A 21055-nucleotide genomic window follows, 5' to 3' on the forward strand; every position below is an offset into this window, starting at 1 on the left:
TATGCTGTGCTGCAGAAAAGTTGTTTGGGTGAATAAAATTGGGTGGCTGGCGGGGTGGCGGCTTGGATTCCCGCCTGCGCGGGAATGACGTGCATCTGCCAACAATGAATCACCGGGCCCACCAACCTAAAAACCGTCATTCCTGCCACTGGCAAGAATGACTTCCCGCGCAGGCGGGAATCCAAGGCCGCTGAGCAGCCACTACCCTGTCAGCAAGCCGCGTGATTGACCGTCACCACATGGATCGCCAGGCCGCCGAGCGAGGTCTCCTTGTACTTGACCTGCATGTCGGCGCCGGTCTGGCGCATCGTCTCGATCGCGCTGTCCAGGCTCACGAAGTGGGTGCCGTCGCCCTTCAGCGCCAGCGAGGCGGCGGTGATCGCCTTGATCGCGCCCATGCCGTTGCGCTCGATGCACGGGATCTGCACCAGGCCGCCGATCGGGTCGCAGGTCATGCCCAGGTGGTGTTCGATGCCGATCTCGGCGGCGTTCTCGATCTGTTCGTTGCTGCCGCCGAGCGCCGCCACCAGGCCGGCCGCCGCCATCGCACAGGCCACGCCCACCTCGCCCTGGCAGCCGACTTCGGCGCCCGAGATCGAGGCGTTCTTCTTGCACAGCATGCCGATCGCGCTCGACGCCAGCAAAAAGTCGCGCACGCCGCGCTGCGGCTCGATCGGCCGGCAATCCTCGGCGTAGTAGCGCAGCACCGCCGGGATGATGCCGGCCGCGCCATTGGTCGGCGCGGTGACGACCCGGCCGCCGGCCGCGTTTTCTTCGTTCACCGCCATCGCGTACAGGCTCACCTGCTGCACCGCGTCATGCGGCAAGGCGTTCAGCGGTTGCTGCTGGGTTTGCTGCGCCTGTTTCCACAGGCCGGCGGCGCGGCGGCGCACGTCCAGGCCGCCCGGCAGGCGGCCCTCGGTCACCAAGCCATGGCAGATACACTCACGCATCACGCGCCAGATCTTGTCCAGGCCCGCGTCGAGTTGTGCGTCACTCATGCGCGTGCGCTCGTTGGCGCGCAGCATGTGCGGAATGCTCAGGCCATCGCGGCGGCCATGCGCGAGCAACTCGGCCATCGTGTCGAACGGGTACGGGACCGGGGGCGCATCGAGCGCGCGCGCCGGGCTCTCGCCGGCCGTGGTGATGAAGCCGCCGCCGACCGAATAATAGATGCGTTCGATGATGCTGCCGTCTTGCAGATGGAGCACGAAGCGCATGCCGTTCGGATGCTCCGGCAGGGTCGAGGCCTTGTGCCAGACCAGGTGGGTTTTCGCGCTGAACGGCACCGGCTTCTTGCCCAGCAGGGGCAGCACGCCGTCGAACTCCGCTTCGAGCAGCTTTTCCTCGACCGCGCCCGGGTCGACGTCCTGCGGGGTCTCGCCCATCAGGCCGAGGATCACGGCCTTGTCGGTCGCATGGCCGACGCCGGTCAGCGCCAGCGAGCCGTACAGGTGGGCTTCGACGCCGACCGCCTCGTCCAGCATCGCGCTCTCGAGCAGGAAGCGGCGCGCCGCCACCATCGGGCCCACGGTGTGGGAGCTCGAGGGGCCGATGCCGATCTTGAACAGGTCGAACACACTCATGTCCATGCTTGTCTCACTTTTCGGTTCTTATAATGATTGCGGCCTGGCGCGTCGAGGCGGCAGGCCGTCGGAAGTCCATCCTGGCGCGGCGATGCTTACGCCGCCACGCCCAGGCCGACGTCGATATTCTTCAGCATCGACTCCACCATCTCGTCGAGCCCGACGCGCGATGTCCAGCCCCAGTCGGCGCTGGCGCGGCTGTCGTCGAGGCTCTTCGGCCAGGAATCGGCGATCTGCTGGCGGCTGTCCGGCTTGTAGTCGATACGAAACTGCGGCAGCTTTTTTGCGATCGCGGCGGCCAGTTCGCGCGGGTTGAACGACACGCCCGCCACGTTGTACGACGAACGGATCGCCACCTGTTCGGCAGGGGCTTCCATCAGCTCGATGGTGGCGCGGATCGCGTCCGGCATGTAGATCATCGGCAGGGTCGTTTCCGGCCCCAGGAAGCATTCGTAGGTCTCGCCGCGCAGGGCCGCGTGGAAGATCGCGATGGCGTAGTCGGTGGTGCCGCCGCCCGGAGGCGATTTGTAGCTGATGATGCCCGGGTAGCGGATGCTGCGCACGTCGACGCCGTATTTGGCGTGATAGTACTCGCACAGGCGCTCGCCGGCCAGCTTGCTGATGCCATAGATCGTGGTCGGGTCCATGATCGTGAACTGCGGCGTGTTCTCGCCCGGGGTGGTCGGGCCGAAGGCCGCGATCGACGACGGCCAGAACACTTTCAGGGGCTTACCCGCCTCGCCGCGCTCGCGCGCGATCTCGAGGATGTTCAGCAGGCCGTCCATGTTCAGGGTCCAGGCCGTCAGGGGCGCCTTCTCGCCGGTCGCCGACAGCATGGCGGCCAGCTGGTAGACCTGGGTGATGCCCTCATCGGCCACCAGGCGCGCCAGGCTGTCCTTGTCCAGCACGTTGAGCACGGTGTAGCGCGCGGCGCCGTACAAGTTCTTGTCGCCGATGTCCGAGGCGATCACGTTCTGCGCGCCGTGCCTGTCGGCCAGCGCACTGACGAGTTCACTGCCGATCTGGCCGTTGGCGCCGATGATGAGGATGCGTTCCATGCTGTGTTCCTTGCTTCTCTGGGTAGTCGTTCTTGCTCTGCTCTTGCTCTGCTCAGTTGCCGATGATGCCCAGCTCCTTGCCGGCCTGCTCGAAGGCTTTCAGCACGGTGTCGAGCTGCTCGCGGGTGTGCGCCGCAGACAGTTGCACGCGCACGCGCGCCTGTCCCATCGGCACGACGGGATAGAAGAAGCCCGACAGCAGCACGCCCAGCTCGAACATGCGCGCCGCAAATTTCTGCGCGACCGGCGCCTCGAACAGCATCACCGGCACCACCGGGTGGGTGCCCGGCTTGATGGTGAAGCCGATGCGCTCGATCTCCTTGCGGAAGTAGGCGGTGTTCTCGTGCAGGCGGTCGCGCAGCTCGGTGGACGTCGAGATGCGCTCCAGCACCGCCAGCGAGGCGCCGGCGATCATCGGCGCCAGCGTGTTCGAGAACAGGTAGGGACGCGACTTCTGGCGCAGGGTCTCGATCACTTCCTTCTTGCCGGAGGTGAAACCGCCCATCGCGCCGCCCAGGGCCTTGCCCAGGGTGCCGGTGATGATGTCGATCTTGCCGACCACGCCGCAATGCTCGTGGGTGCCGCGGCCGGTCGCGCCCATGAAGCCGGAGGCATGCGATTCGTCGATCATGGTCAGGGCGCCATGCTTCTCGGCCAGCGCGACGATCTTGTCCAGCTGGGCGATGGTGCCGTCCATCGAGAACACGCCGTCGGTGACGATGATCTTGTGGCGCTTGCCGGCTGCGGTCGCGGCAATCAGCTGCTTTTCGAGGTCGGCCATGTCGTTGTTGGCATAGCGGTAGCGCGCGGCCTTGCACAGGCGCACGCCGTCGATGATCGAGGCGTGGTTGAGGGCGTCGGAGATGATGGCGTCGTTCTCGTCGAACAGCGGCTCGAACACGCCGCCATTGGCGTCGAAGGCGGCCGCGTACAGGATCGTGTCTTCGGTGCCGAGGAAGCGCGACAGCGCCTGTTCCAGCTCCTTGTGGACGGTCTGGGTGCCGCAGATGAAGCGCACCGAAGACAGGCCATAACCGTATTTGTCGAGGGCGGCGGCGGCGGCTTTCTGGGTCTCGAGGTCACCCGACAGGCCCAGGTAGTTATTCGCGCACATATTAATCAGGGTACGGCCATCCTGCGCCACCACTTCGGCGCCCTGGCGCGAGGCCAGCACGCGCTCGGGCTTGAACAGGCCCTCATCCTTCAAGGTCGCGAGTTTTTGCTGCAGGCTGCTGTAGAAGGCTTGATCGCTCATGGTGTTCCCCTGTTCTGGTGGCTTGGCATGACCGGCGGCTTGACCGGCGGCCGGCGGATGTTGTACCGTTGGTTCGTTCGATGTAGAGAACTGGTTCGCTATCTCGAACAGAAATTCGATATATCGAATATTACGCCCGGCCAATGAACTTGGCAAGCGGCTTCCAATATACTTATAAGCAATTTGCATTAGGCAGGACAGCCCAACGGACAATGAGTACCACTCTAACAAACAATGCGCCGCCAGAAGTTGGCGCAACGCTACAACGGCTACGGCTGGCGCGCGGGCTGACGCTCGAAGACCTGTCGCGCATTGCCGGCGTCTCGAAATCGATGCTATCCCAGATCGAGCGCGAAAAGGCCAATCCGACCATCGCCATCACCTGGCGCCTGGCCAATGCGCTGGGCGTGCAGATCGGCGAGCTGCTGTCGTCCGAGGTGCGCACGGCGGACCTGATCCGGGTGGTCGAGGCCCACGAGATCCCTACCCTGCCCGGCGCGCACGCCGGCTATTCGCTGCGCATCCTGGGTCCGATGGACCTGGCCGGCAAGTATGAGTGGTATGAACTGACCCTCGCGCCGGGGGGCGAATTGGTCTCGCAGGCGCACGACCCGGGCACTGGCGAGCATCTGACCGTGATCACCGGCACGGTCGAGCTGGAAGTGGGCAACGAGAAGCGCAAGGTGCGGCATGGGGCGACGGCGAGGTATTCGGCCGACCAGAACCATGTGATTCGCAATACGGGCAAGGCCGAGGCGAAAGCGGTCCTGGTGGTGGTTCACCGGTAGGTGGGCCGAAAAGCGGGCCGGGAAGCGGGCCGAAAGGCGGGCCGGCAGGCGGGACGACAGGTCCAGCAATCGGGCATGAAAGCAAAGGCCGCCGGGTTGCCCCGGCGGCCTTTGTCTTGTTCAGCCGGCGTAGCGCCCGCCGATCGTCAATACCGCGTCAATACCTAGTGCGAGCCGCCAACCGTCTTGGCCGCCTCGCCCATCTGCAGCTCGCGCGACAGGAAGCCCCAGCGATCGGCGACTTCCTCGATCTGCTTGCTGGTGGGCTTGCCGGCGCCGTGGCCCGCCTTGGTGTCGATGCGGATCAGGATCGGCGCCGCGCCGGCTTGGGCGGCCTGGGCCGCGGCGGCGTACTTGAAGCTGTGCGCCGGGACCACGCGGTCGTCGTGGTCGGCCGTGGTGACCATGGTGGCTGGATAGCACGTGCCCGGCTTCAGGTTGTGCAGCGGCGAGTACTTGACCAACGCCTTGAACTCGTCAGGATTTTCCGATGAGCCATAGTCTGAAGTCCAGGCCCAGCCGATGGTGAACTTGTGGAAGCGCAGCATGTCCATCACGCCCACGCTCGGAATCGCCGCCGCGAACAGGTCCGGACGCTGGGTGGTAGCCGCTCCGACCAGCAGGCCGCCATTGCTGCCGCCGCCGATCGCCAGTTTCTTCGGCGAGGTGACCTTGTTCTGCACCAGCCATTCGGCCGCGCCGATGAAGTCGTCGAACACGTTCTGCTTTTTCAGCTTGGTGCCGGCCTGGTGCCAGGCTTCGCCGTATTCTCCGCCGCCGCGCAGGTTGGCCAGCACGTAGACGCCGCCCATTTCCATCCACGCCAGGTTGGCCGGCGAGAAGCTCGGGGTCAGCGCGATATTGAAGCCGCCGTAACCGTACAGGTAGGTCGGGTTCGAGCCGTCCAGCTTGAGACCCTTTTTGGACACGATGAACATCGGCACCCTGGTGCCGTCGCGGCTCGTGTAGAACTGCTGGCGGGTTTCATAATCGGCCGGGTTGAAGGCGACCTTCGGCTGGCGGAACACGGTGCTTTCGCCATTCTTGAGGTTCAGCCGGTAGATCGTGGTCGGATTGGTGAACCCGGTGAACGAGTAGAAGGTCTCGGCGTCGCCGCGCTTGCCCGACAGGCCGCCCACGGTGCCGATGCCCGGCAGCGCGATCTCGCGCACCGGCTTGCCTTCGAGCGACACCACGCGCACCACGCTCTTCGCATCCTTCAGGTACTCGAGCACCAGCTGGTTGTTGACGATGTCGGCGCCGGCCAGGGTGTCGGCGCTCTCGGCGACGATCTCTTTCCAGTTGTTCTCGGATGGCTTGCTCACATCGATGGCGACGATGCGCTTCTTGGGCGCGTTGCGGTCGGTGCTGAAGTAGAACACCGTGCCGACGTTGTCGATGAAGTCGTAGCCGGCATCGAAGTTGTCGATCAGGTCGACGACCTTGGCATCCGGCCTGGACAGGTCCTTGTACGAGACGCGGTACTTCGGCGCGGTTCCCTTGGTAGTGGTGATGATCAGGTAACGGCCGTCGTCGGTGGTCTGGCCGCCGAAGCCCCATTCCTTCTGGTCGGCGCGGTCGTAGACCAGGGTGTCGGCGCTTTGCGGCGTGCCGATGCGGTGGTAGTACAGCTTCTGGAAGTAGTTGACGTCGGCCAGCTTGGTCGCCTCTTTCGGCTCGTCGTAGCGGCTGTAGAAGAAACCCTTGCCGTCCTTGGTCCAGGCGGTACTCGAGAACTTGACCCACTTGATGTGGTCCGGCAGGTCCTTGCCGGTATCGATGTCGCGCACCTTGATCTCGTTCCAGTCGGAGCCGGACGCGGCGATGCTGTAGGCCAGCAGCTTGCCGTCGGGGCTGACCTCGGCGCCGGCCAGGGCGATGGTGCCATCCAGGGCGAGGGTGTTGGGGTCGAGCAGCATGCGCGGCTGGTCGTTCAGGTTCTTCAGGGTGTACAGCACGGCCTGGTTCTGCAAGCCATCGTTGCGCGTGTAGAAGTAGCGGCCGCCTTCCTTGCCCGGCACGCTGTAGCGCTCGTAGTTCCAGAGCTGGGTGAGGCGCTGGCGGATCGCTTCGCGCTGCGGGATCTGCGCCAGGTAGGCTTGCGTGACCTTGTTCTGGGCCTCGACCCAGGATTTGGTCTCCGCGCTGTTGGCGTCCTCGAGCCAGCGATAGGGGTCGGCCACCACGGTGCCATGGTAGTTATCGGTCTGGTCGACTTTCTTCGTTACCGGATAGGTGAGCGAAGGGCCGGCCGGCGAGCAGCTCTGCCCCATTGCTGGCGCGGCGAAAGCTGCGGTCAGGACGGCGGCGAGCGTGGCGAGTCTCATGTGCATAGTCTTCTCGGGCTGTTGAATGATGGTGTGGGCTTGTGGCCGCAGGGCATCATAGCGTGAAATGACATGCTTGAATATGGCCCCGCCCGGCGCCCTGCCGCTGGCTGCCAGGCACGTATTGACGGTCCATGCGACATGCATGCCGGGATGCGGCGTGCCCTCGGGAGAGTCCGACGCAAGCCCGGAGGAATGCACGCGCAGGACGGCGCGCAAGATGGCGCGCAAGAGCGCAGGCGGTGAGAACGCTCATGCGCCGGTGCGCCGGAGCAGCCGGCGCGGATTCGTCTTCGACGCCAGCCAGCGCTCCACCAGGGCCCGCGCCCGGCTCCGCTCGGCCGGGCTCAGCAGCGCGGTATAGTCGTTGGCCGCCGTGCTGGCGGCCAGCGCGACGTCGGCCGGCGCCGCCTTGTCGAGGCCGCGGCCCTGGCGCGCCAGCCAGGCCCACATGCAGGCGCGCACGGGATTCCTGGCGACGCCGCGCCCGGCGGCGTACAGCCCACCCAGGTTGTGCTGGGCCGGCGCGTGGTCCTGGCGCGCCGCCCGACGGTACCAGTATGCGGCCAGGTTGTCGTCGCGCGGCACGCCTTCTCCGCAGGCATACATGGCGCCCAGGTTGTTCTGGGCGCTGGCGTCGCCCTGCTGGGCGGCGCGCCGGTACCAGACGGCGGCCTGGGCCGGGTCGCGCGGCACGCCCAGGCCCTTGGCATACAGCAGGCCCAGCGCGAACTGGGCATTGGCGGCGCCGCCCTCGGCGGCCTGCAGGTAGAACCCGAGCGCGCGCCCCGGATCGCGCTGCACGCCGCAACCGCCGGCCAGCATGCGCGCCACCCGGTACTGGGCCTGCACGTGGCCCTGGGCCGCCGCCTGCATGTAGCAGCGCAGCGCGCGTGCACTGTCGCGCGCCACGCCCCCGCCCGAGAGCAACCCGCCCAGCACGTACAGCGCCTCGCGCTCGCCGCCGGCCGCCGCGCGTTCGAGCCAATGGATGGCCAGGGCCGGATCGGGCCCGGCGCCGCGGCCTTCGGCATAGGCCAGGCCGAGCTGGCGCTGGGCGGTGGGGTCGCCCGCCCCGGCCGCATGGCGAAACCAGTACAACGCCTGGCCTGGACTTGGCGCCACGCCCTGCCCGCGCGCATACATCTGGGCCAGCTGCACCTGCGCCGGCACGTGGCCCTGCATCGCGGCCTTGCGGAACCATGCCATCGCCAGCGGATGGCTGACGTTGACGCCGAGGCCGTGCAGATAGCCTTCGGCGAGCTGGGTCTGGGCGCGCGCCATGCCCTGTTCGGCGGCCCGGTAGAACCAGCCGATCGCCGCCTTGTGCGAGCGCGGCACGCCGCGGCCCTTGCGGTACAGGAGACCCAGATTGTGCTGGGCCGAGCGGTCGCCCTGCTCGGCGGCGCGCTGGAACCAGTGCGCAGCGCGCGTGTGGTCGCAGCGCACGCCTCGGCCGTTGTAGTACATGGCGCCCAGGTGGTTCTGGGCATAGGCCAGCCCCTGCTGGGCGGCGCGCGCCATCCAGGCGGCCGCCTTGGCGTCGTCGCGCGCGACGCCGTCGCCGCGCAGGTACAGCTGGGCCAGGTTGAATTGGGCGTAAGGATTACCGCCGCTGGCGGCGCGGTGGAACCACTCGTAGGTGGCAGTGCCCTGGCGGGCGGCATCCTCGCTCATCGAAATCCTCTCGGCGGTCTTGATCCTGTTGTTAAAATTTTAAGGAGAGCGAGGACTTCGGGGTTTGCGACCGCACAATCGGACGGTCAGCGGCGCACCTGCCGCCACGCTTGACCGTCACGTTTGGGTCAGGCAGCGCAGGCCGCCAGGGCGGCAGAGGCCGCCTCGCGGCGTGCGCGCACGGTAGCCGCGTACTTGTCGAGGAAGGCGGGAATCTTGGCGGCGGCGACCTTGTTGATCGAGACCAGCAGCGCCGGCTCGACCTGCTCGATGCCGCAGGCGCGGCCGAGGTGGCGCGCGGCGTGCAGCAGCACGTCGGCGGCCACCTGGGCGTCGGCCTCGGCCCGGTGGGCAGTGCCGCGAAATTCGATGCCGAGCTGGTGCGAGAGCAGGCCCAGCTTGTAGCTGGCCAGACCAGGGAACAGGCGGCGCGACAGCTTCAGCGAGCACACCAGGCCGGCGTGCGAGGTGGCGCGGCCGAAGCGCGCGCCTTCGGCCTTGAGGAACTTCTCGTCGAAGCTGGCGTTGTGGGCCGACAGCACGTCGCCGCCGATGAAGTCGAGCAGTTCGGGCACCACCTGGTGCGCCGGCGGCGCGCCGTCCACCATCGCCTGCGTGATCCCGGTCAGCTGGGTGATGAAGCTCGGCACCCGCACGCCGCAGTTCACCAGCGAGACGTAGCGCTCCGTCACCTCGCCGCCGACGATGCGCAGCGCCGCCACTTCGGTGATGCGGTCGCCCATCTCGGGCGACAGACCGGTGGTCTCGAAGTCGAGCATCACCAGCGGTCGATCATACATACTCATCGTTTCATCCTGTAGTGTACGTGGGCGGTCGTGGCCGGATCCAGCCGCCCCTTATCCGAACCTGCGCAGCGCGTCCAGCGCCAGGCCGGTGCCGATGCTGCCGAACAGGTCGCCCTCCACGCGGCGCGCCCCCGGCACCATGGCGCCGATGCGCTCGCGCAGCAGGCCGACGCCGCTCGAGCCGCCCGTGAAGAATACCGTATCCACGTCTTCCGGCTTCACCCCGGCATCCGCGAACAGTCTGCTCACCGTCGTCGCCACCTGGTCGACCAGGCCGGCGATGGCGGCCTCGAACCCGGCGCGCGAGACGTCGAGCGTCTCGGGCGGCGCCAGGCGATCGAGCCGCAGGCGCACGCTGTCGGCGTCGGACAGCGCGATCTTGGCGCCCTCCACCTCGATCGCCAGCCAGTGGCCGGCGCGCTCGTCGATCAGGTTCTGCAGGCGGGCGATCTTGCTTGGCTCGGCCGCATCGCGCGCCAGGTCGGCCAGCTGCGTCACGCTCTTGCGCGTGTAGGCCTGGTTGATCGTGTGCCAGGTCGCCAGGTTGAAGTAATAACTGGACGGGATCGCCGCACCCGAGCGCAGGCTGCTGCCGTAGCCGAGCAGCGGCATCACGCTGGCCAGGCTCAGGTACTTGTCGAAATCGGTGCCGCCGATGTGCACGCCGCCGTTGGCCAGGATGTCGTCGCGCCGGTCGACGCGGCCGGCGCGCTGCGGGCCGAGGCGCAGCAGCGAGAAGTCCGAGGTGCCGCCGCCGATGTCGGCGATCAGGACCAGTTCCTCGCGCTCGATGCGCGCTTCGTAGTCGAAGGCGGCGGCGATCGGCTCGTACTGGAACCCGATCTCCTTGAAGCCCACCGCGTGCGCGACCTCGCGCAGCGTGTCTTCGGCCAGCTGGTCGGCCCGGCGGTCGTCGTCGATGAAGAATACCGGACGGCCGAACACCGCGCGCTCGAACGGCACGCCGGCCTGGCTCTCGGCGCGGCGCTTGACTTCGCCGATGAACTGCGAGAGCAGCGCGCGAAACGGCAGCGCGCGCCCGGCGACCTCGGTCTGGCCGTCGATCAGGCTGGTGCCGAGCAGGCTCTTGAGCGAGCGCATGAGGCGGCCCTCGTATCCCTCGAGGTATTCGGCCAGCGCCGCGCGACCGTAGCTGACCCGCTCGTCGTCGGCATTGAAGAACACCACCGACGGCAAGGTCGGCTTGCCCTCCTCGAGCGTCAGGAGCGCCGTGGAGGCGGAATGGGTCGTGCCTGGCCGGAGCCAGCCGACCGTGGAGTTGGACGTACCGAAGTCAACGCCGCAAGCGTGCACCATAGGAACCTTTGTCTTGAAGGGGCGGTATGTTACCAGATTTGGATTTCCCTGTAAGCGGGCTCTTACAATCACACGGCGGCGCTACCGATATGGTTCAGTCGATTGCTTTTGCATAATGTCTGCTGGTCGCACACTGTGCTGCGCGACCGCTCAAGATAACAAGAATGCAAAAGGATTGGACGAGATGAGCAAGCCTCAACAAGCTGGCGCCGTCGTGGTACACGGCGGCGCCGGCGCGTCGCGCGGGAACGAAGATGGTTGCGTTCTCGCCGCGCGCCGCGCATTGGCGCAGCTGGAAGTCAACGGCGATGCGCTCGACGCCGCCGTCATCGCGGTCAGCACCCTCGAAGACGACGGCCGCTTCAACGCCGGCAGCGGTTCGGTGCTGGGGCTGGATGGCGCCACCATCGAAATGGATGCCTCGATCATGGACACCCGCGGCCGCCTCGGCGCGGTCGCCTGCGCGCAATCGGTGAAAAATCCGGTGCAGCTGGCGCGCGCGGTGGCCGACACGCCGCACTGGATGCTGGCCGGCGACGGCGCCGCGCGCTTCGCGCGCGCGATCGGCATGCCCGAGAGCGCCCCGATATCGGAGCGCCAGCGCGCCGACCACCGCAAGATCATGGCGCAACTGGCCGGCTCCGTGCCGGCCATGCCGGGCCTGAACAGCCGCCTGTTCGACCGCTTCTGGAACTACAACACCCCGCTGCAGCTGCCCGAGGGCGTCGCCTGCGACACCGTCGGCGCCGTGGTGCGCGGCGCCGACGGCCACTTCGCGGTGGCCTGCTCCAGTGGCGGCTCGGCGCCGGCGCTGCTCGGGCGCGTCGGCGACACCCCGATCGTCGGCAGCGGCTTCTATGCCGGGCCCGAAGGCGCGGTCGCGGCGAGCGGCATCGGCGAGCACATCGTGCGCCACCTGCTGGCGCGCACCGTATACGGCTGGATCGCGGACGGCATGCCGCTCGCGCAGGCCCTGGAACGCGGGATCGACCTGTTCGCCCCCGGCATCGACGTCGGACTGATCGCGGTCAGCCGCCATGAGGCCGGCGCCTTCAGCAACACTGACATGCCTTATTCGAAAATGGTGCAACGATGAACGAAGAAATCGAACAAAAGAACGGCCACCTGGTAATCATCGGCGGCGGAGAAGACCGCAAGCACGACATGGAAATCCTGACCCGCTTCGTCGAGCTCGCCGGCGGCGCCGACGCGCGCGTCGTGGTGATCACGGCGGCCAGCCAGATCGCCGACGAGATGTGGAAGATCTACGACGGTGCGTTCGGCACGTTGGGCGTCAGGGAACGCGCGCACCTCGGCATCACCAGCCGCGAAGACGCCAACAGCGAAGAGTTCGTGCGCAAGGTGGCCGAGGCCGACGGCATCTTCATGACCGGCGGCGACCAGAAGCGCCTGCTGGCCCTGATCGGCGGCACCGCCATGGACGCCGAGATGCACATCGCCCTCAAGGTGCGCGGCGCCACGATCGGCGGCACCAGCGCCGGGGCCTCGGCCATGTCGGGCCATATGCTCGCCCAGGGCCGTGCCGACCTGCTGCCCGAGAAGGGCTCGGTGAGACTGGGCGCGGGTCTCGGTTTCCTGCACCGCGTGGTGGTCGACCAGCACTTTTCGGAACGCCAGCGCCTGTCGCGCCTGTTGTCGGTGGTGGCCCAGAACCCGTATCTGCAGGGGATCGGCATCGACGAGGACACGGCCCTGATCATCGAGCGCGGCGTGGGCATCGAGGTGGTGGGCGAAGGCGCGGTGACCGTGGTCGACGGCCGCTCGATGAGCACCAACGTGGCCGAGATCAAGGACCGCACCACGCCGGAACTGATTGACGTGCGCCTGCACCTGCTGCCGGCCGGAAGCAAATATTCGCTGCCCAATGGCGAGGAGCAGACCGGCAAGCGCGTGCCGCCCCAGCTGCTGGACTTCCTGGAAAACGTCACCAAACGGACGACACTGTCATGAGAATCAAGGAAAAACGCCTGCTGCGCGGCCCCAATCTGTACGCCGCCAGTCCCTGCCTGATGGCGCTGGTGGACAACGTCGGCGCCAAGGGCGGCGGCTTTTCCGCGCGCCTGCTCGACCTACTGCCGGCACTGCCGCTCGAGGCCGCGGTGCGCCTGGCCGACGACGCCCTGCTGGTCGACGCGCTCGAGCCGGTGGTGATGGAATTGCAGCGCCTGGCCGGCGCGCCGGGCGAGCACGGCGCCACGCTGCCGGTCGCGGGCCAGCCCGAGCGCCGCCGCGTGGTATGCGGCTACGCGATCGAACAGGTGGCCGAGGAAGCGCTGCGCACCGCGATCGCCCTGCTCGAAGCGCTGGCCCACTACCAGGCCTTCGACCTGGACTCGGCCGTCGCCGAGTTGCGCGACGTCGCCGCGCACCATGCGATCGGCACCAGCACCGGCGCCGTCGTGAACGCCGCCCTGCGGCGCGGTATTCCGGCCCTGCGCCTGCTCGACTCGGCGAACCTGTTCCAGCTGGGCTGGGGCAGTCGCCAGAAACGGCTGCAGGCAACGATCACCGGCGCCACCAACTCGATCGCGGTGGGCATCGCCAGCGACAAGCAGCTGACCAAGGCGCTGCTCGACGGGGCCGGCGTGCCGGTGCCGGAAGGCGACGTCGTCACCACGGTGGAAGCGGCCCAGCGCATCGCGCGCCGCCTCGGCCGGCCGGTGGCGGTCAAGCCGCTGGACGCCAACCAGGGCAAAGGCGTGACCGTCGACTGCGTCGGCCCGGATGCCGTGGCGCGCGCCTTCGAATTCGCGCGCAAGCATGGCCGGCGCGTGATCGTCGAGGAATACCTGCGTGGACGCGATTACCGCGTGCTGGTCACGGGCGGCAAGATCGCGGCCGCCTCGTGGCGCCGTGCGCCGCACGTGACGGGCGACGGCAAGTCGACCATCCGCGCGCTGGTCGAGAGCGAGAACCGCAACCCGGCGCGCGGCGACGGCCACACCAACATCCTCACCAAAATCCCGCTCGACGCCCTGGCCGACGAGACGCTGGCCCGGCAGGGATATGACCTGGACACGGTGCTGGCCGATGGCGTGAGCGCCGACCTGCGCGGCAACGCCAACCTGTCGACCGGCGGCACCGCCGAAGACGTGACCGACCTGCTGCCGGAAGAAACGCGCGACATCTGCATCCGCGCCGCGCGCACCATCGGCCTGGACGTGGCCGGCATCGACATCATCTGCGAAGACATCGCGCGACCGCTGCGCGATCAGCGCGGCGGCATCATCGAGGTCAACGCGGCGCCGGGCATCCGCATGCACCAGTACCCGAGCCGCGGCACGCCGCGCGACGCCGGCGACGCCATCGTCGAGGCGCTGTTCGGGGGCTGCAACGGACGCATCCCGGTGGTGGCGGTCACCGGCACCAACGGCAAGACCACCACCAGCCTCCTGATCGAGCACACGGTGCGCATGACGGGCCTGCGCACCGGCGTGACCACCACCAGCGGCGTCTACCTGAACGGCCAGCTGGCCTACGAAGGCGACTGCACCGGCTACCACTCGGCACGCAGCGTGCTGGGTGCGCCGGACGTCGACTTCGCGGTGCTGGAGACGGCGCGCGGCGGCATCCTCAAGCGTGGCCTGGCCTTCGACCGCTGCGACGTCTCGGTGGTGTTGAACATCTCGGCCGACCACCTCGGCCTGGACGGGATCGACACCATCGCCGACCTGGCCAGGGTCAAGGCGGTGGTGGCCAGGCGCGCCTCGCGCGCGGTGGTGCTCAATGCCGAGGACACGTATTGCGTGCAGATGGCGGGCGAACTGGCCGACGGCGTGGAAATCATCTATTTCGCGCTCGACCCCGAGGACCCGGTGCTGCTGCGCCATGTGGAGCACGGCGGACGCGGGGTCTACCTGGAGGATTCGACGATCGTGATCGCGAGCGGCCTGCGCCACGAAGCGCTGATGGACGTGCGCGACATGCCCGCCTCGCTGGGCGGCCGCGCGCGCTACAACATCGCCAACGCGATGGCGGCGGCTGCGGCTTTGATCGCCTGCGGATTCGACAAGGGCGAGATCGCGGACGGCCTGCGCGGCTTCGTCTCGGACAGCAAGCACAATCCGCTGCGCTCGAACCTGTTCGACGTGGACGGCGTGACGGTGGTGGTCGACTACGCCCACAACTGCGCGGCCTACGCCGCCCTGGCCGAGATGGCGCGCGCGATGTCGCCGGGCCGCCTGGTCGGGGTCGTTGCCGCACCGGGCGACCGCCGCGACGCCGACCTGGTCGACATCGGCCGCACCTGCGCGGCCGGCTTCGACGAGCTGGTGATCTACGAATCCGAAAACCGCGGCCGCCCTGCCGGCGAAACCGCCACCCTGCTGGCGCGCGGCGCCAAGCTCGGCAAGATCGACGCCGAGCAGTTGCAGGTGGAACTGGACGTGCACCGCGCGATCCGCCTCGGCCTGTCGATGTGCCGTCCCGGCGACGTGCTGGTGTTCGGCTGCGGCTCGTCGATCTCCGAGCTGACCGAAGCGCTGCGCCCCACCCGCCCCGACCTGGCGCGGCGCATCGAAGCCGCCACGATCTGAACAAACCAACGGCCCTCACGGGCCGTTTTTCTTCCTCCCCCAGTCCGCAAATATCCAATTAGGGTCAGAGTCGAATTGTTTGACAACGTTTGCTGATGAGCCGCTAAATCGACTCTGACCCTAATTATCTGCCAAGCAATTGGCCAATAATTCGACTCCGACCCTGATTAATTTGCCGCCGAATCTGAGCAATTGCTCAACAATTCGACTCTGACCCTCATTAAATCACGGTCGCAATCTTGCCGTTGGTCATCATTTGCTGGGAGAAGAGGAAAGGCGAGATAAGCGCATTCCGAGCCAACTGCTGGTTTGGCGCGATAAATGAACGCTGGGACAAATTATTAATGAGGGTCAGAGTCGAATTGTTTGACAACTTTTGCGGATGAGCCGTTAATTCGACTCCGACCCCAATTGTCCGCCAAGCTATTGGCCAACAATTCGACTCTGACCCTCATTCATTGCGGGGCGAATTTGGGAAATTGCCCAACAATTTTACTCTGACCCTCATTGAGGGGCGGCGTGGACCGCCCGGGGTCAAGCCATTTGCGCCGCGATCAGGTCCGCGCTTTCCGGGTCCCCCGCGCGGATGGCATCGACGAAGACCTGCAGCGACGAACCGCAGGCGAACACCAGCACGTCGCCAGGCTCGCACAGGGTCAGGCCCAGGCGAATGGCGTTGTCGACTTCCAGCTCGCGGTGCAAGGTGTCGCTCAGGCCAACCACTTCCTCGGCGCCGGCCAGGATCAGGTCGACCGCTTCGCCCACGGCGCGGCCGCGGCTCTGCGATTCGTAGACCACCAGCTCGTCGAAGCGGCCGCCGCAGACCTTGCCGACCTCGCGCAGGTCGCCGTCGCGGCGGTCGCCGGGGGCGGTCACGATGCCCACCAGTTGACCCGGGAGCATGCCGCGCGCCATGTCGGCCATGGCGGCGTAGGCGGCCGGATTGTGGGCGTAGTCGACGATCACGGTCACGCCGCGCACGTCGAACATATTCGTGCGCAGCGGGTTGGTGCGGCCGTTCGAGACGAAGGTCGACAGCCCGGCGGCGATCTGCAGGTGGCCAAAGCCGGATGCCAGCAGCGCCACCGCGGCGGCCAGCGCATTGGCGATGTTAAAGCGCGCCAGGCCGCCGAAGGCCACCGGCATGCTCTCCACCTTGATCACGGCCTGCTGGATATGGCCGTCGGCGATCACCACCGCGCCATCCTGCAGGTAGGCGCCGCGGCCGCCGTCTTCCAGGTGCTTGAGCAGCACCGGGTTGTCGGCGTCCATCGAGAAGAACAGCACTTCCGCGCCCGGCTTGACGCGGCGCGCCATCTGCACGCACAGCGCGTCCTCGGCGTTGAGCACCACCGCCTTCGAGGCCGATTGCGCCACCACCGCCTTCACCTGCGCCAGGTCCTCGACGGTGTCGACGCCATCCAGGCCCAGGTGGTCGGCCGCGATGTTGAGCACCACCGCCACGTCGCAGCGGTCGAACGCCAGGCCGCGCTTGAGGATCCCGCCGCGCGCCGTCTCCAGCACCGCGATCTCCACTTCCGGCGCGTGCAGCACCGTGCGCGCCGACCAGTAGCCGGTGCAGTCGCCCTTCACCACCTGCTTGCCGTCGATGAAGACGCCCTCGGTGGTGGTCACGCCGGTCACCCGGCCCGCCATGCGCGCCGCGTGCGCGACCAGCAAGGTGGTGGTGGTCTTGCCATTGGTGCCGGTCAGCGCGATCACCGGAATGCGGCCGTCGGACGTGCCCATCAGGCCGTCGACGATCGCCTGGCCGGCGTCGCGCGCCTCGCCCGCGCTCGGATACTGGTGCATGCGGATGCCGGGCGCCGCATTGACTTCGATGACGGCGCCGCGCTGCGCCGCCAGCGGCTGGCCGATGTCCTCGCACACGATGTCGATGCCGGCCACGTCCAGGCCGATCTTGGCGGCGGCGCGCACGCACAGCAGGCGGGTCGACTCCGGCAGCAGGTCGGTCACGTCTTCGGCGGTGCCGCCGGTCGACAGGTTGGCGTTGCCGCGCAGTTCGGCCACCACGCCGACGGGCGGCACGCTGTCGAACTCGAAGCCCTGGCGCGACAGCATGTCGGCCGCATGCTCGTCGAGGGCGATGCGGGTCAGGATGGTCGCATGGCCGGCGCCGCGCGCCGGATTGGCGTTCTCGATCTCGACCAGCTCGCGGATGGACTTGACGCCGTCGCCCACCACGTGGGCCGGACGGCGGCGCGAAGCCGCGGCCACGCGCCCGGCGGCGACCAGCACGCGGTAATCGCAACCCTTCACGTGGCGCTCGACGATGATGCGGCGCCCGTACTGGCGCGCGAACTCGAACGCGCGCGCGACGTCGTCGGGCGTGGTGCAGTCGACCGTTACACCCTTGCCCTGGTTGCCGTCCAGGGGTTTCAGGGTCACCGGCCCGTTCAGGCGGCGCGCCACGCGCTGGGCCGACTCCACGGTGGTGACCACGTCGCCCTCGGGCACCGGCACGCCGGCCTCCTTCAGCAGGGCCTTGGTCAGCTGCTTGTCGCTGGCGATCTTCACCGCGATGAAGCTGGTGTCGCCGGTGGTGGTGGCCTGCAGCCGCTTTTGCCTGACGCCCCAGCCGAGCAGGAACAGGTTGGCTTCGTCGGTGATGCGCTGCACCGGAACGCCGCGCTCCTGCGCCGCCGCGATCACCGCGGCGGTGCTGGTGCCGATCGCGTAACGCGCGGCGATGCCGCGCAGTTCTTCGAGGCGCGCGGCCAGTTCGAATCCTTCGCCATGCGCCAGCGCCGTCACCAGGTCGAGCGCCAGGTCGAAGGCCGGCTCGGCCAGCTTTTCGCAACTATAGGCGCACACGATCCTGAACTGCCCCGGGTGGCCGCTCACCGGCCGCGTGCGGCCGAAGGTGGCCGGCGCGCCGGCCAGGGTTTGCAGCTCCAGCATCACGTGCTCGATCACGCGGCCCAGGTAGGTGCCTTCACTCAGGCGCTGGGTGAAGCCGCCGGGCCGGCCGGCGGGCAGGCGCTCGCCATTGAGCGACGGCAGCAGCTCGATCAGCGCATGGTTGAAGCCCGGCAGGTCGGCGGTGGACTTGCCGTACAGGTCCTGCAGGTCGACCACCGACAGCAGGCATGGCGAGTCGGCATGGACGTTCGGTCCGCGCAGGAAGCGTTGTTCGAGGATTTGCACGTGTGATTCCCTTGATAGTCGTTTTTATATTGAAGCCACGGCCGGCACGCGCTCTCTATCGCATGCCGGCCGCTGGTTGCCGTGCGGGCGGGTCAGGCGTCGAACAGTTGCGTGTATATGCGGGTGGCCATCAGGCCCACCGCCGTATGGTGCGTTTCCGGCGACAGCAGGCGGCCCAGCAGTTGCATCGCCTCCTGCTTGCCGTTGGCCGCCGCCACCTGCTGTTCCAGCAGGCGCAGCTCGTTACCGGCGTCGGCATCGTCCAGGTTGGCGTGGCGGCGGATCAGGCCGCGCACCGGATGCGCATGACTGCGCTCGGCGCCCTGCCCCAATTGGTCGAGGGTTCGCTGGCGCGCGCGCGCGGTGAGCACGCGCTGGGCGCTGGCCGGCTTGCCTTCGGCGGTCGAGGTGATCCAGTCGCGCAGCACCTGCAACTCGTAGGCGTTGAACACGCCGAACATCTCGGCCCGTTCGCCTTCGACCAGGCGCCAGAAGCGGCTGTCCTCGACGTCTTCGCCGCGCTTGATCCAGCCGGCGCCTTCGAGGGCGGCCAGGAAGGTCGGGATCTGCGATGGTTCCGTCAGCCAGTCGTTGACCGAACGGCCGGCGACGCGGCAGTAATCGGAGTGCATGTTCTTGCCCACCCCGCTCTTGGCGGCCAGGATGCCGACCAGTTCCGACTGCAGGTCGAATTCGCCGATCACCGAGGTCGTGCTGGCCCCCAGCTCGTTCAGGCGGTAGCCGTCGACCACGCGCTGCCAGAAGGCGTCGCGGTCGCCGACCTTCGGCATCAGGTCGTGTACCGCCTGCACCGCCTTGCGCGCATGGCCGCTGGCGGCGTTGTCGACGGTGACGTGCAGGGTGAAGTAATAGGGGTCGATGCCCAGTTCGTTGAGTTCATAGGACGTGATCAACAGGTGCAGCGGCAGCTGTTCGTAGCCCAGGTTGTAGCCGACGACTTCGGGCAGGAAGTGCTCGGCGTGGTGGCCCAGCGCCAGCTGCAGCGCGCCTTGCAGGAAGTGTTCGTCGCCCAGGTCTTCCCAGCTCTCGCAGCCATGGGTGGCCAGCAGCTTGCGGTACAGGGTGACGTGGTTCTTGTCGGGCAGGCCGTCGCCCAGTTCTTCGAGGTAGGTCTTGATCAACGGGTGATAGGCGACGTCGTCCCACTGGCGCGTCAAGCCGTACAGCCAGGCGCCGTCGACCAGCTTGGTCGGCGCCACGCCCTTGATGAAGTACAGCGCATGCGCGCGGCACGAGAAATAGCGGCGCGGCGCGCCGTTCTTGCGCGCGGCGAGATAGTCGCGGTACTGCTGGCCAACGATATCGGTGCGCTCTTCGATCCACGCCAGCAACTGGTCCACGTTCGCGGGCAGGTCGGACGGCAGCGCGCGCGCGACCGCGATCTGCCCGGACACGAAGTCCCTGGCCTGCCCAGGCATTGCCGACGGATCGGCGTACAGCGACAAATACAGATCCTTCGCGCCTTCTGCGGTGGCAGGAAGGGCGGCCTCGACGCGCGGCGCGTCGGCAAACAGCATTGGTGTCATGTCTCGCATCGTAAAGTGTCCTATGGACGATTACCGACATTATCCAAGCTGGGCCATGTTGCGAGAATCGGTAGGGGCGCTGCGAGTGTGTAAGATAGGGATTACAAAATGCTATCTCGCGACGCGCTCAGCGCTTGCCAGAGTGCTCATGACAATGCGTCCCTTCCCTGCCGGCTGCCGGCGTGCGCCGCTTGCGGGTCGCCCTGCTCCCGCCTCGTGCGCCTGCCGGTGTTGCCGGCCCGGGCACGCCGCCAGGAAATGCGCCGCTGCCCCGTCAGGGCCGCGCGCCGAGTGCGACGTCGGCCACCAGGCCATGCTCCGACAGCCGCACCGGCACCGCGCCGGCGGCCAGCATGCGGGTCATGGCGTGGTCGCCGTCGCCGGGCTGGACGTCGACCGCGCGCATGGCCTCGGCCACGATCAGGACCTCGACATCGGCCAGGCCGTCGAGCACGGTGTTGAGCACGCAATAATCGGTGGCCAGGCCGCACACGGCGAGACGCCGGATGCCGCGCTCGGCGAGCGTGCGCGCAAGGCCCGTGCCGCTGAAGGCGGAATAGGCGTCGGCGTCGACCGTGTCGGCCTTGGACACGACGATGACGTCGTCCGGCAGGTGCAGGTCGGATGAAAAGCCGGCGCCTTCGGTCCCGGCCACGCAATGCGGCGGCCACGGTCCGCCCTGTTCGGCAAACGAGCAATGCTGTACTGAATGCCAGTCGCGCGACGCGTAGACCGGCAGCGCGCGCGCCCGGTACAAGTCGATCAGGCGGTTGATCGGCGCGATCACACCGTCGCCATGCGGCACGCCGAGGCTGCCGCCGGGAAGGAAGTCAACCTGGAGGTCGACGATCAGGAGGGCATCGCCCTGGCCGAGCACGATGGCGCTCATGAGAGATCTCCGCTTCGAGGACGCGCACGCGGCGTCAAAGCTGGCAGATTACCATGAAGCGCCGGCCAGGGCGACGCGGCG

The 21055-nt window shown here is 67.6% G+C and carries 14 protein-coding genes; 4 read left to right on the forward strand and 10 right to left on the reverse strand.

Annotated features, from left to right (window positions below):
• Window positions 1–209: 209 nt before the first annotated feature.
• The 3 genes from ABIB38_RS16510 to ABIB38_RS16520 form a co-directional block, all read right to left on the reverse strand.
• Window positions 210–1592: an L-serine ammonia-lyase gene (locus ABIB38_RS16510; protein ID WP_429205439.1), complete on the reverse strand. Its 1383-nt coding sequence runs from the start codon at window positions 1590–1592 to the stop codon at window positions 210–212.
• A gap of 89 nt (window positions 1593–1681) precedes the next feature.
• Window positions 1682–2644, reverse strand: coding sequence for an NAD-dependent epimerase/dehydratase family protein (locus ABIB38_RS16515; RefSeq protein WP_429205441.1), 963 nt, complete (start codon window positions 2642–2644; stop codon window positions 1682–1684).
• 52 nt (window positions 2645–2696) lie between these two features.
• A complete protein-coding gene (locus ABIB38_RS16520) occupies window positions 2697–3899 on the reverse strand; it encodes a glycine C-acetyltransferase (protein ID WP_429205443.1) in 1203 nt (400 codons plus the stop codon).
• A gap of 212 nt (window positions 3900–4111) precedes the next feature.
• On the opposite strand from ABIB38_RS16520, the gene ABIB38_RS16525 reads away from it, so the two are divergent.
• A complete protein-coding gene (locus ABIB38_RS16525; protein WP_429205445.1) occupies window positions 4112–4687 on the forward strand; it encodes a helix-turn-helix domain-containing protein in 576 nt (191 codons plus the stop codon).
• 164 nt (window positions 4688–4851) lie between these two features.
• Here the strand turns inward: ABIB38_RS16525 and ABIB38_RS16530 are convergent, their stop codons facing one another.
• The 4 genes from ABIB38_RS16530 to ABIB38_RS16545 all read right to left on the reverse strand — a co-directional run bounded on the left by ABIB38_RS16530 (window position 4852) and on the right by ABIB38_RS16545 (window position 10814).
• The gene (locus ABIB38_RS16530; RefSeq protein WP_429205447.1) at window positions 4852–7020 is read right to left on the reverse strand and encodes a prolyl oligopeptidase family serine peptidase; all 2169 of its coding nucleotides are present in this window, start codon (window positions 7018–7020) and stop codon (window positions 4852–4854) included.
• 246 nt (window positions 7021–7266) lie between these two features.
• Window positions 7267–8691: a tetratricopeptide repeat protein gene (locus tag ABIB38_RS16535; protein ID WP_429205449.1), complete on the reverse strand. Its 1425-nt coding sequence runs from the start codon at window positions 8689–8691 to the stop codon at window positions 7267–7269.
• A 128-nt stretch (window positions 8692–8819) separates the two neighbouring features.
• Window positions 8820–9497, reverse strand: coding sequence for a 3'-5' exonuclease (locus ABIB38_RS16540; protein WP_429205451.1), 678 nt, complete (start codon window positions 9495–9497; stop codon window positions 8820–8822).
• A gap of 51 nt (window positions 9498–9548) precedes the next feature.
• The gene (locus ABIB38_RS16545) at window positions 9549–10814 is read right to left on the reverse strand and encodes an Hsp70 family protein (protein WP_429205453.1); all 1266 of its coding nucleotides are present in this window, start codon (window positions 10812–10814) and stop codon (window positions 9549–9551) included.
• A gap of 184 nt (window positions 10815–10998) precedes the next feature.
• Between ABIB38_RS16545 and ABIB38_RS16550 the strand changes: the two genes are divergently transcribed.
• From ABIB38_RS16550 to cphA (ABIB38_RS16560), 3 genes are read left to right on the forward strand one after another with little or no spacing between them, the layout of a single operon-like run.
• Window positions 10999–11910 (forward strand): isoaspartyl peptidase/L-asparaginase, encoded by a 912-nt coding sequence (locus tag ABIB38_RS16550; protein WP_429205454.1) that lies wholly within the window; start codon window positions 10999–11001, stop codon window positions 11908–11910.
• Window positions 11907–12785 (forward strand): cyanophycinase, encoded by an 879-nt coding sequence (locus ABIB38_RS16555; protein WP_429205456.1) that lies wholly within the window; start codon window positions 11907–11909, stop codon window positions 12783–12785. Before ABIB38_RS16550 ends, ABIB38_RS16555 begins: the two co-directional genes overlap by 4 nt.
• Window positions 12782–15370, forward strand: coding sequence for a cyanophycin synthetase (gene cphA / locus ABIB38_RS16560; protein ID WP_429205457.1), 2589 nt, complete (start codon window positions 12782–12784; stop codon window positions 15368–15370). The genes ABIB38_RS16555 and cphA (ABIB38_RS16560) overlap by 4 nt, the downstream gene beginning before the upstream one ends.
• Before the next feature lie 534 nt (window positions 15371–15904).
• Here cphA (ABIB38_RS16560) and cphA (ABIB38_RS16565) read toward each other — a convergent pair.
• The 3 genes from cphA (ABIB38_RS16565) to ABIB38_RS16575 form a co-directional block, all read right to left on the reverse strand.
• Entirely contained in the window at window positions 15905–18538 is a 2634-nt protein-coding gene (gene cphA, locus ABIB38_RS16565) for a cyanophycin synthetase (protein ID WP_429205459.1), read from the reverse strand.
• Between the two features lie 92 nt (window positions 18539–18630).
• Window positions 18631–20085 carry an iron-containing redox enzyme family protein gene (locus ABIB38_RS16570; protein WP_429205461.1) on the reverse strand — a complete coding sequence of 485 codons (1455 nt, stop codon included), beginning with the start codon at window positions 20083–20085 and terminating at the stop codon, window positions 18631–18633.
• 274 nt (window positions 20086–20359) lie between these two features.
• Window positions 20360–20974 carry an isochorismatase family protein gene (locus ABIB38_RS16575; protein WP_429205463.1) on the reverse strand — a complete coding sequence of 205 codons (615 nt, stop codon included), beginning with the start codon at window positions 20972–20974 and terminating at the stop codon, window positions 20360–20362.
• Window positions 20975–21055 lie beyond the last annotated feature (81 nt).

The organism is Massilia sp. UYP11 (assembly GCF_050434805.1).
In the GTDB taxonomy this organism is placed as follows: domain Bacteria; phylum Pseudomonadota; class Gammaproteobacteria; order Burkholderiales; family Burkholderiaceae_D; genus Telluria.

Excerpts from the sequence above, each read along its gene's own strand:
- ABIB38_RS16575 (WP_429205463.1), bottom strand. The coding sequence starts at position 20,974 with ATGAGCGCCATCGTGCTCGGCCAGGGCGATGCCCTCCTGATCGTCGAC.
- ABIB38_RS16510 (WP_429205439.1), bottom strand. The coding sequence starts at position 1,592 with ATGGACATGAGTGTGTTCGACCTGTTCAAGATCGGCATCGGCCCCTCG.
- ABIB38_RS16520 (WP_429205443.1), bottom strand. The coding sequence starts at position 3,899 with ATGAGCGATCAAGCCTTCTACAGCAGCCTGCAGCAAAAACTCGCGACC.
- ABIB38_RS16530 (WP_429205447.1), bottom strand. The coding sequence starts at position 7,020 with ATGCACATGAGACTCGCCACGCTCGCCGCCGTCCTGACCGCAGCTTTC.
- ABIB38_RS16535 (WP_429205449.1), bottom strand. The coding sequence starts at position 8,691 with ATGAGCGAGGATGCCGCCCGCCAGGGCACTGCCACCTACGAGTGGTTC.
- ABIB38_RS16540 (WP_429205451.1), bottom strand. The coding sequence starts at position 9,497 with ATGAGTATGTATGATCGACCGCTGGTGATGCTCGACTTCGAGACCACC.
- ABIB38_RS16525 (WP_429205445.1), top strand. The coding sequence starts at position 4,112 with ATGAGTACCACTCTAACAAACAATGCGCCGCCAGAAGTTGGCGCAACG.
- ABIB38_RS16515 (WP_429205441.1), bottom strand. The coding sequence starts at position 2,644 with ATGGAACGCATCCTCATCATCGGCGCCAACGGCCAGATCGGCAGTGAA.
- ABIB38_RS16555 (WP_429205456.1), top strand. The coding sequence starts at position 11,907 with ATGAACGAAGAAATCGAACAAAAGAACGGCCACCTGGTAATCATCGGC.
- ABIB38_RS16550 (WP_429205454.1), top strand. The coding sequence starts at position 10,999 with ATGAGCAAGCCTCAACAAGCTGGCGCCGTCGTGGTACACGGCGGCGCC.
- cphA (WP_429205457.1), top strand. The coding sequence starts at position 12,782 with ATGAGAATCAAGGAAAAACGCCTGCTGCGCGGCCCCAATCTGTACGCC.
- ABIB38_RS16570 (WP_429205461.1), bottom strand. The coding sequence starts at position 20,085 with ATGACACCAATGCTGTTTGCCGACGCGCCGCGCGTCGAGGCCGCCCTT.
- ABIB38_RS16545 (WP_429205453.1), bottom strand. The coding sequence starts at position 10,814 with ATGGTGCACGCTTGCGGCGTTGACTTCGGTACGTCCAACTCCACGGTC.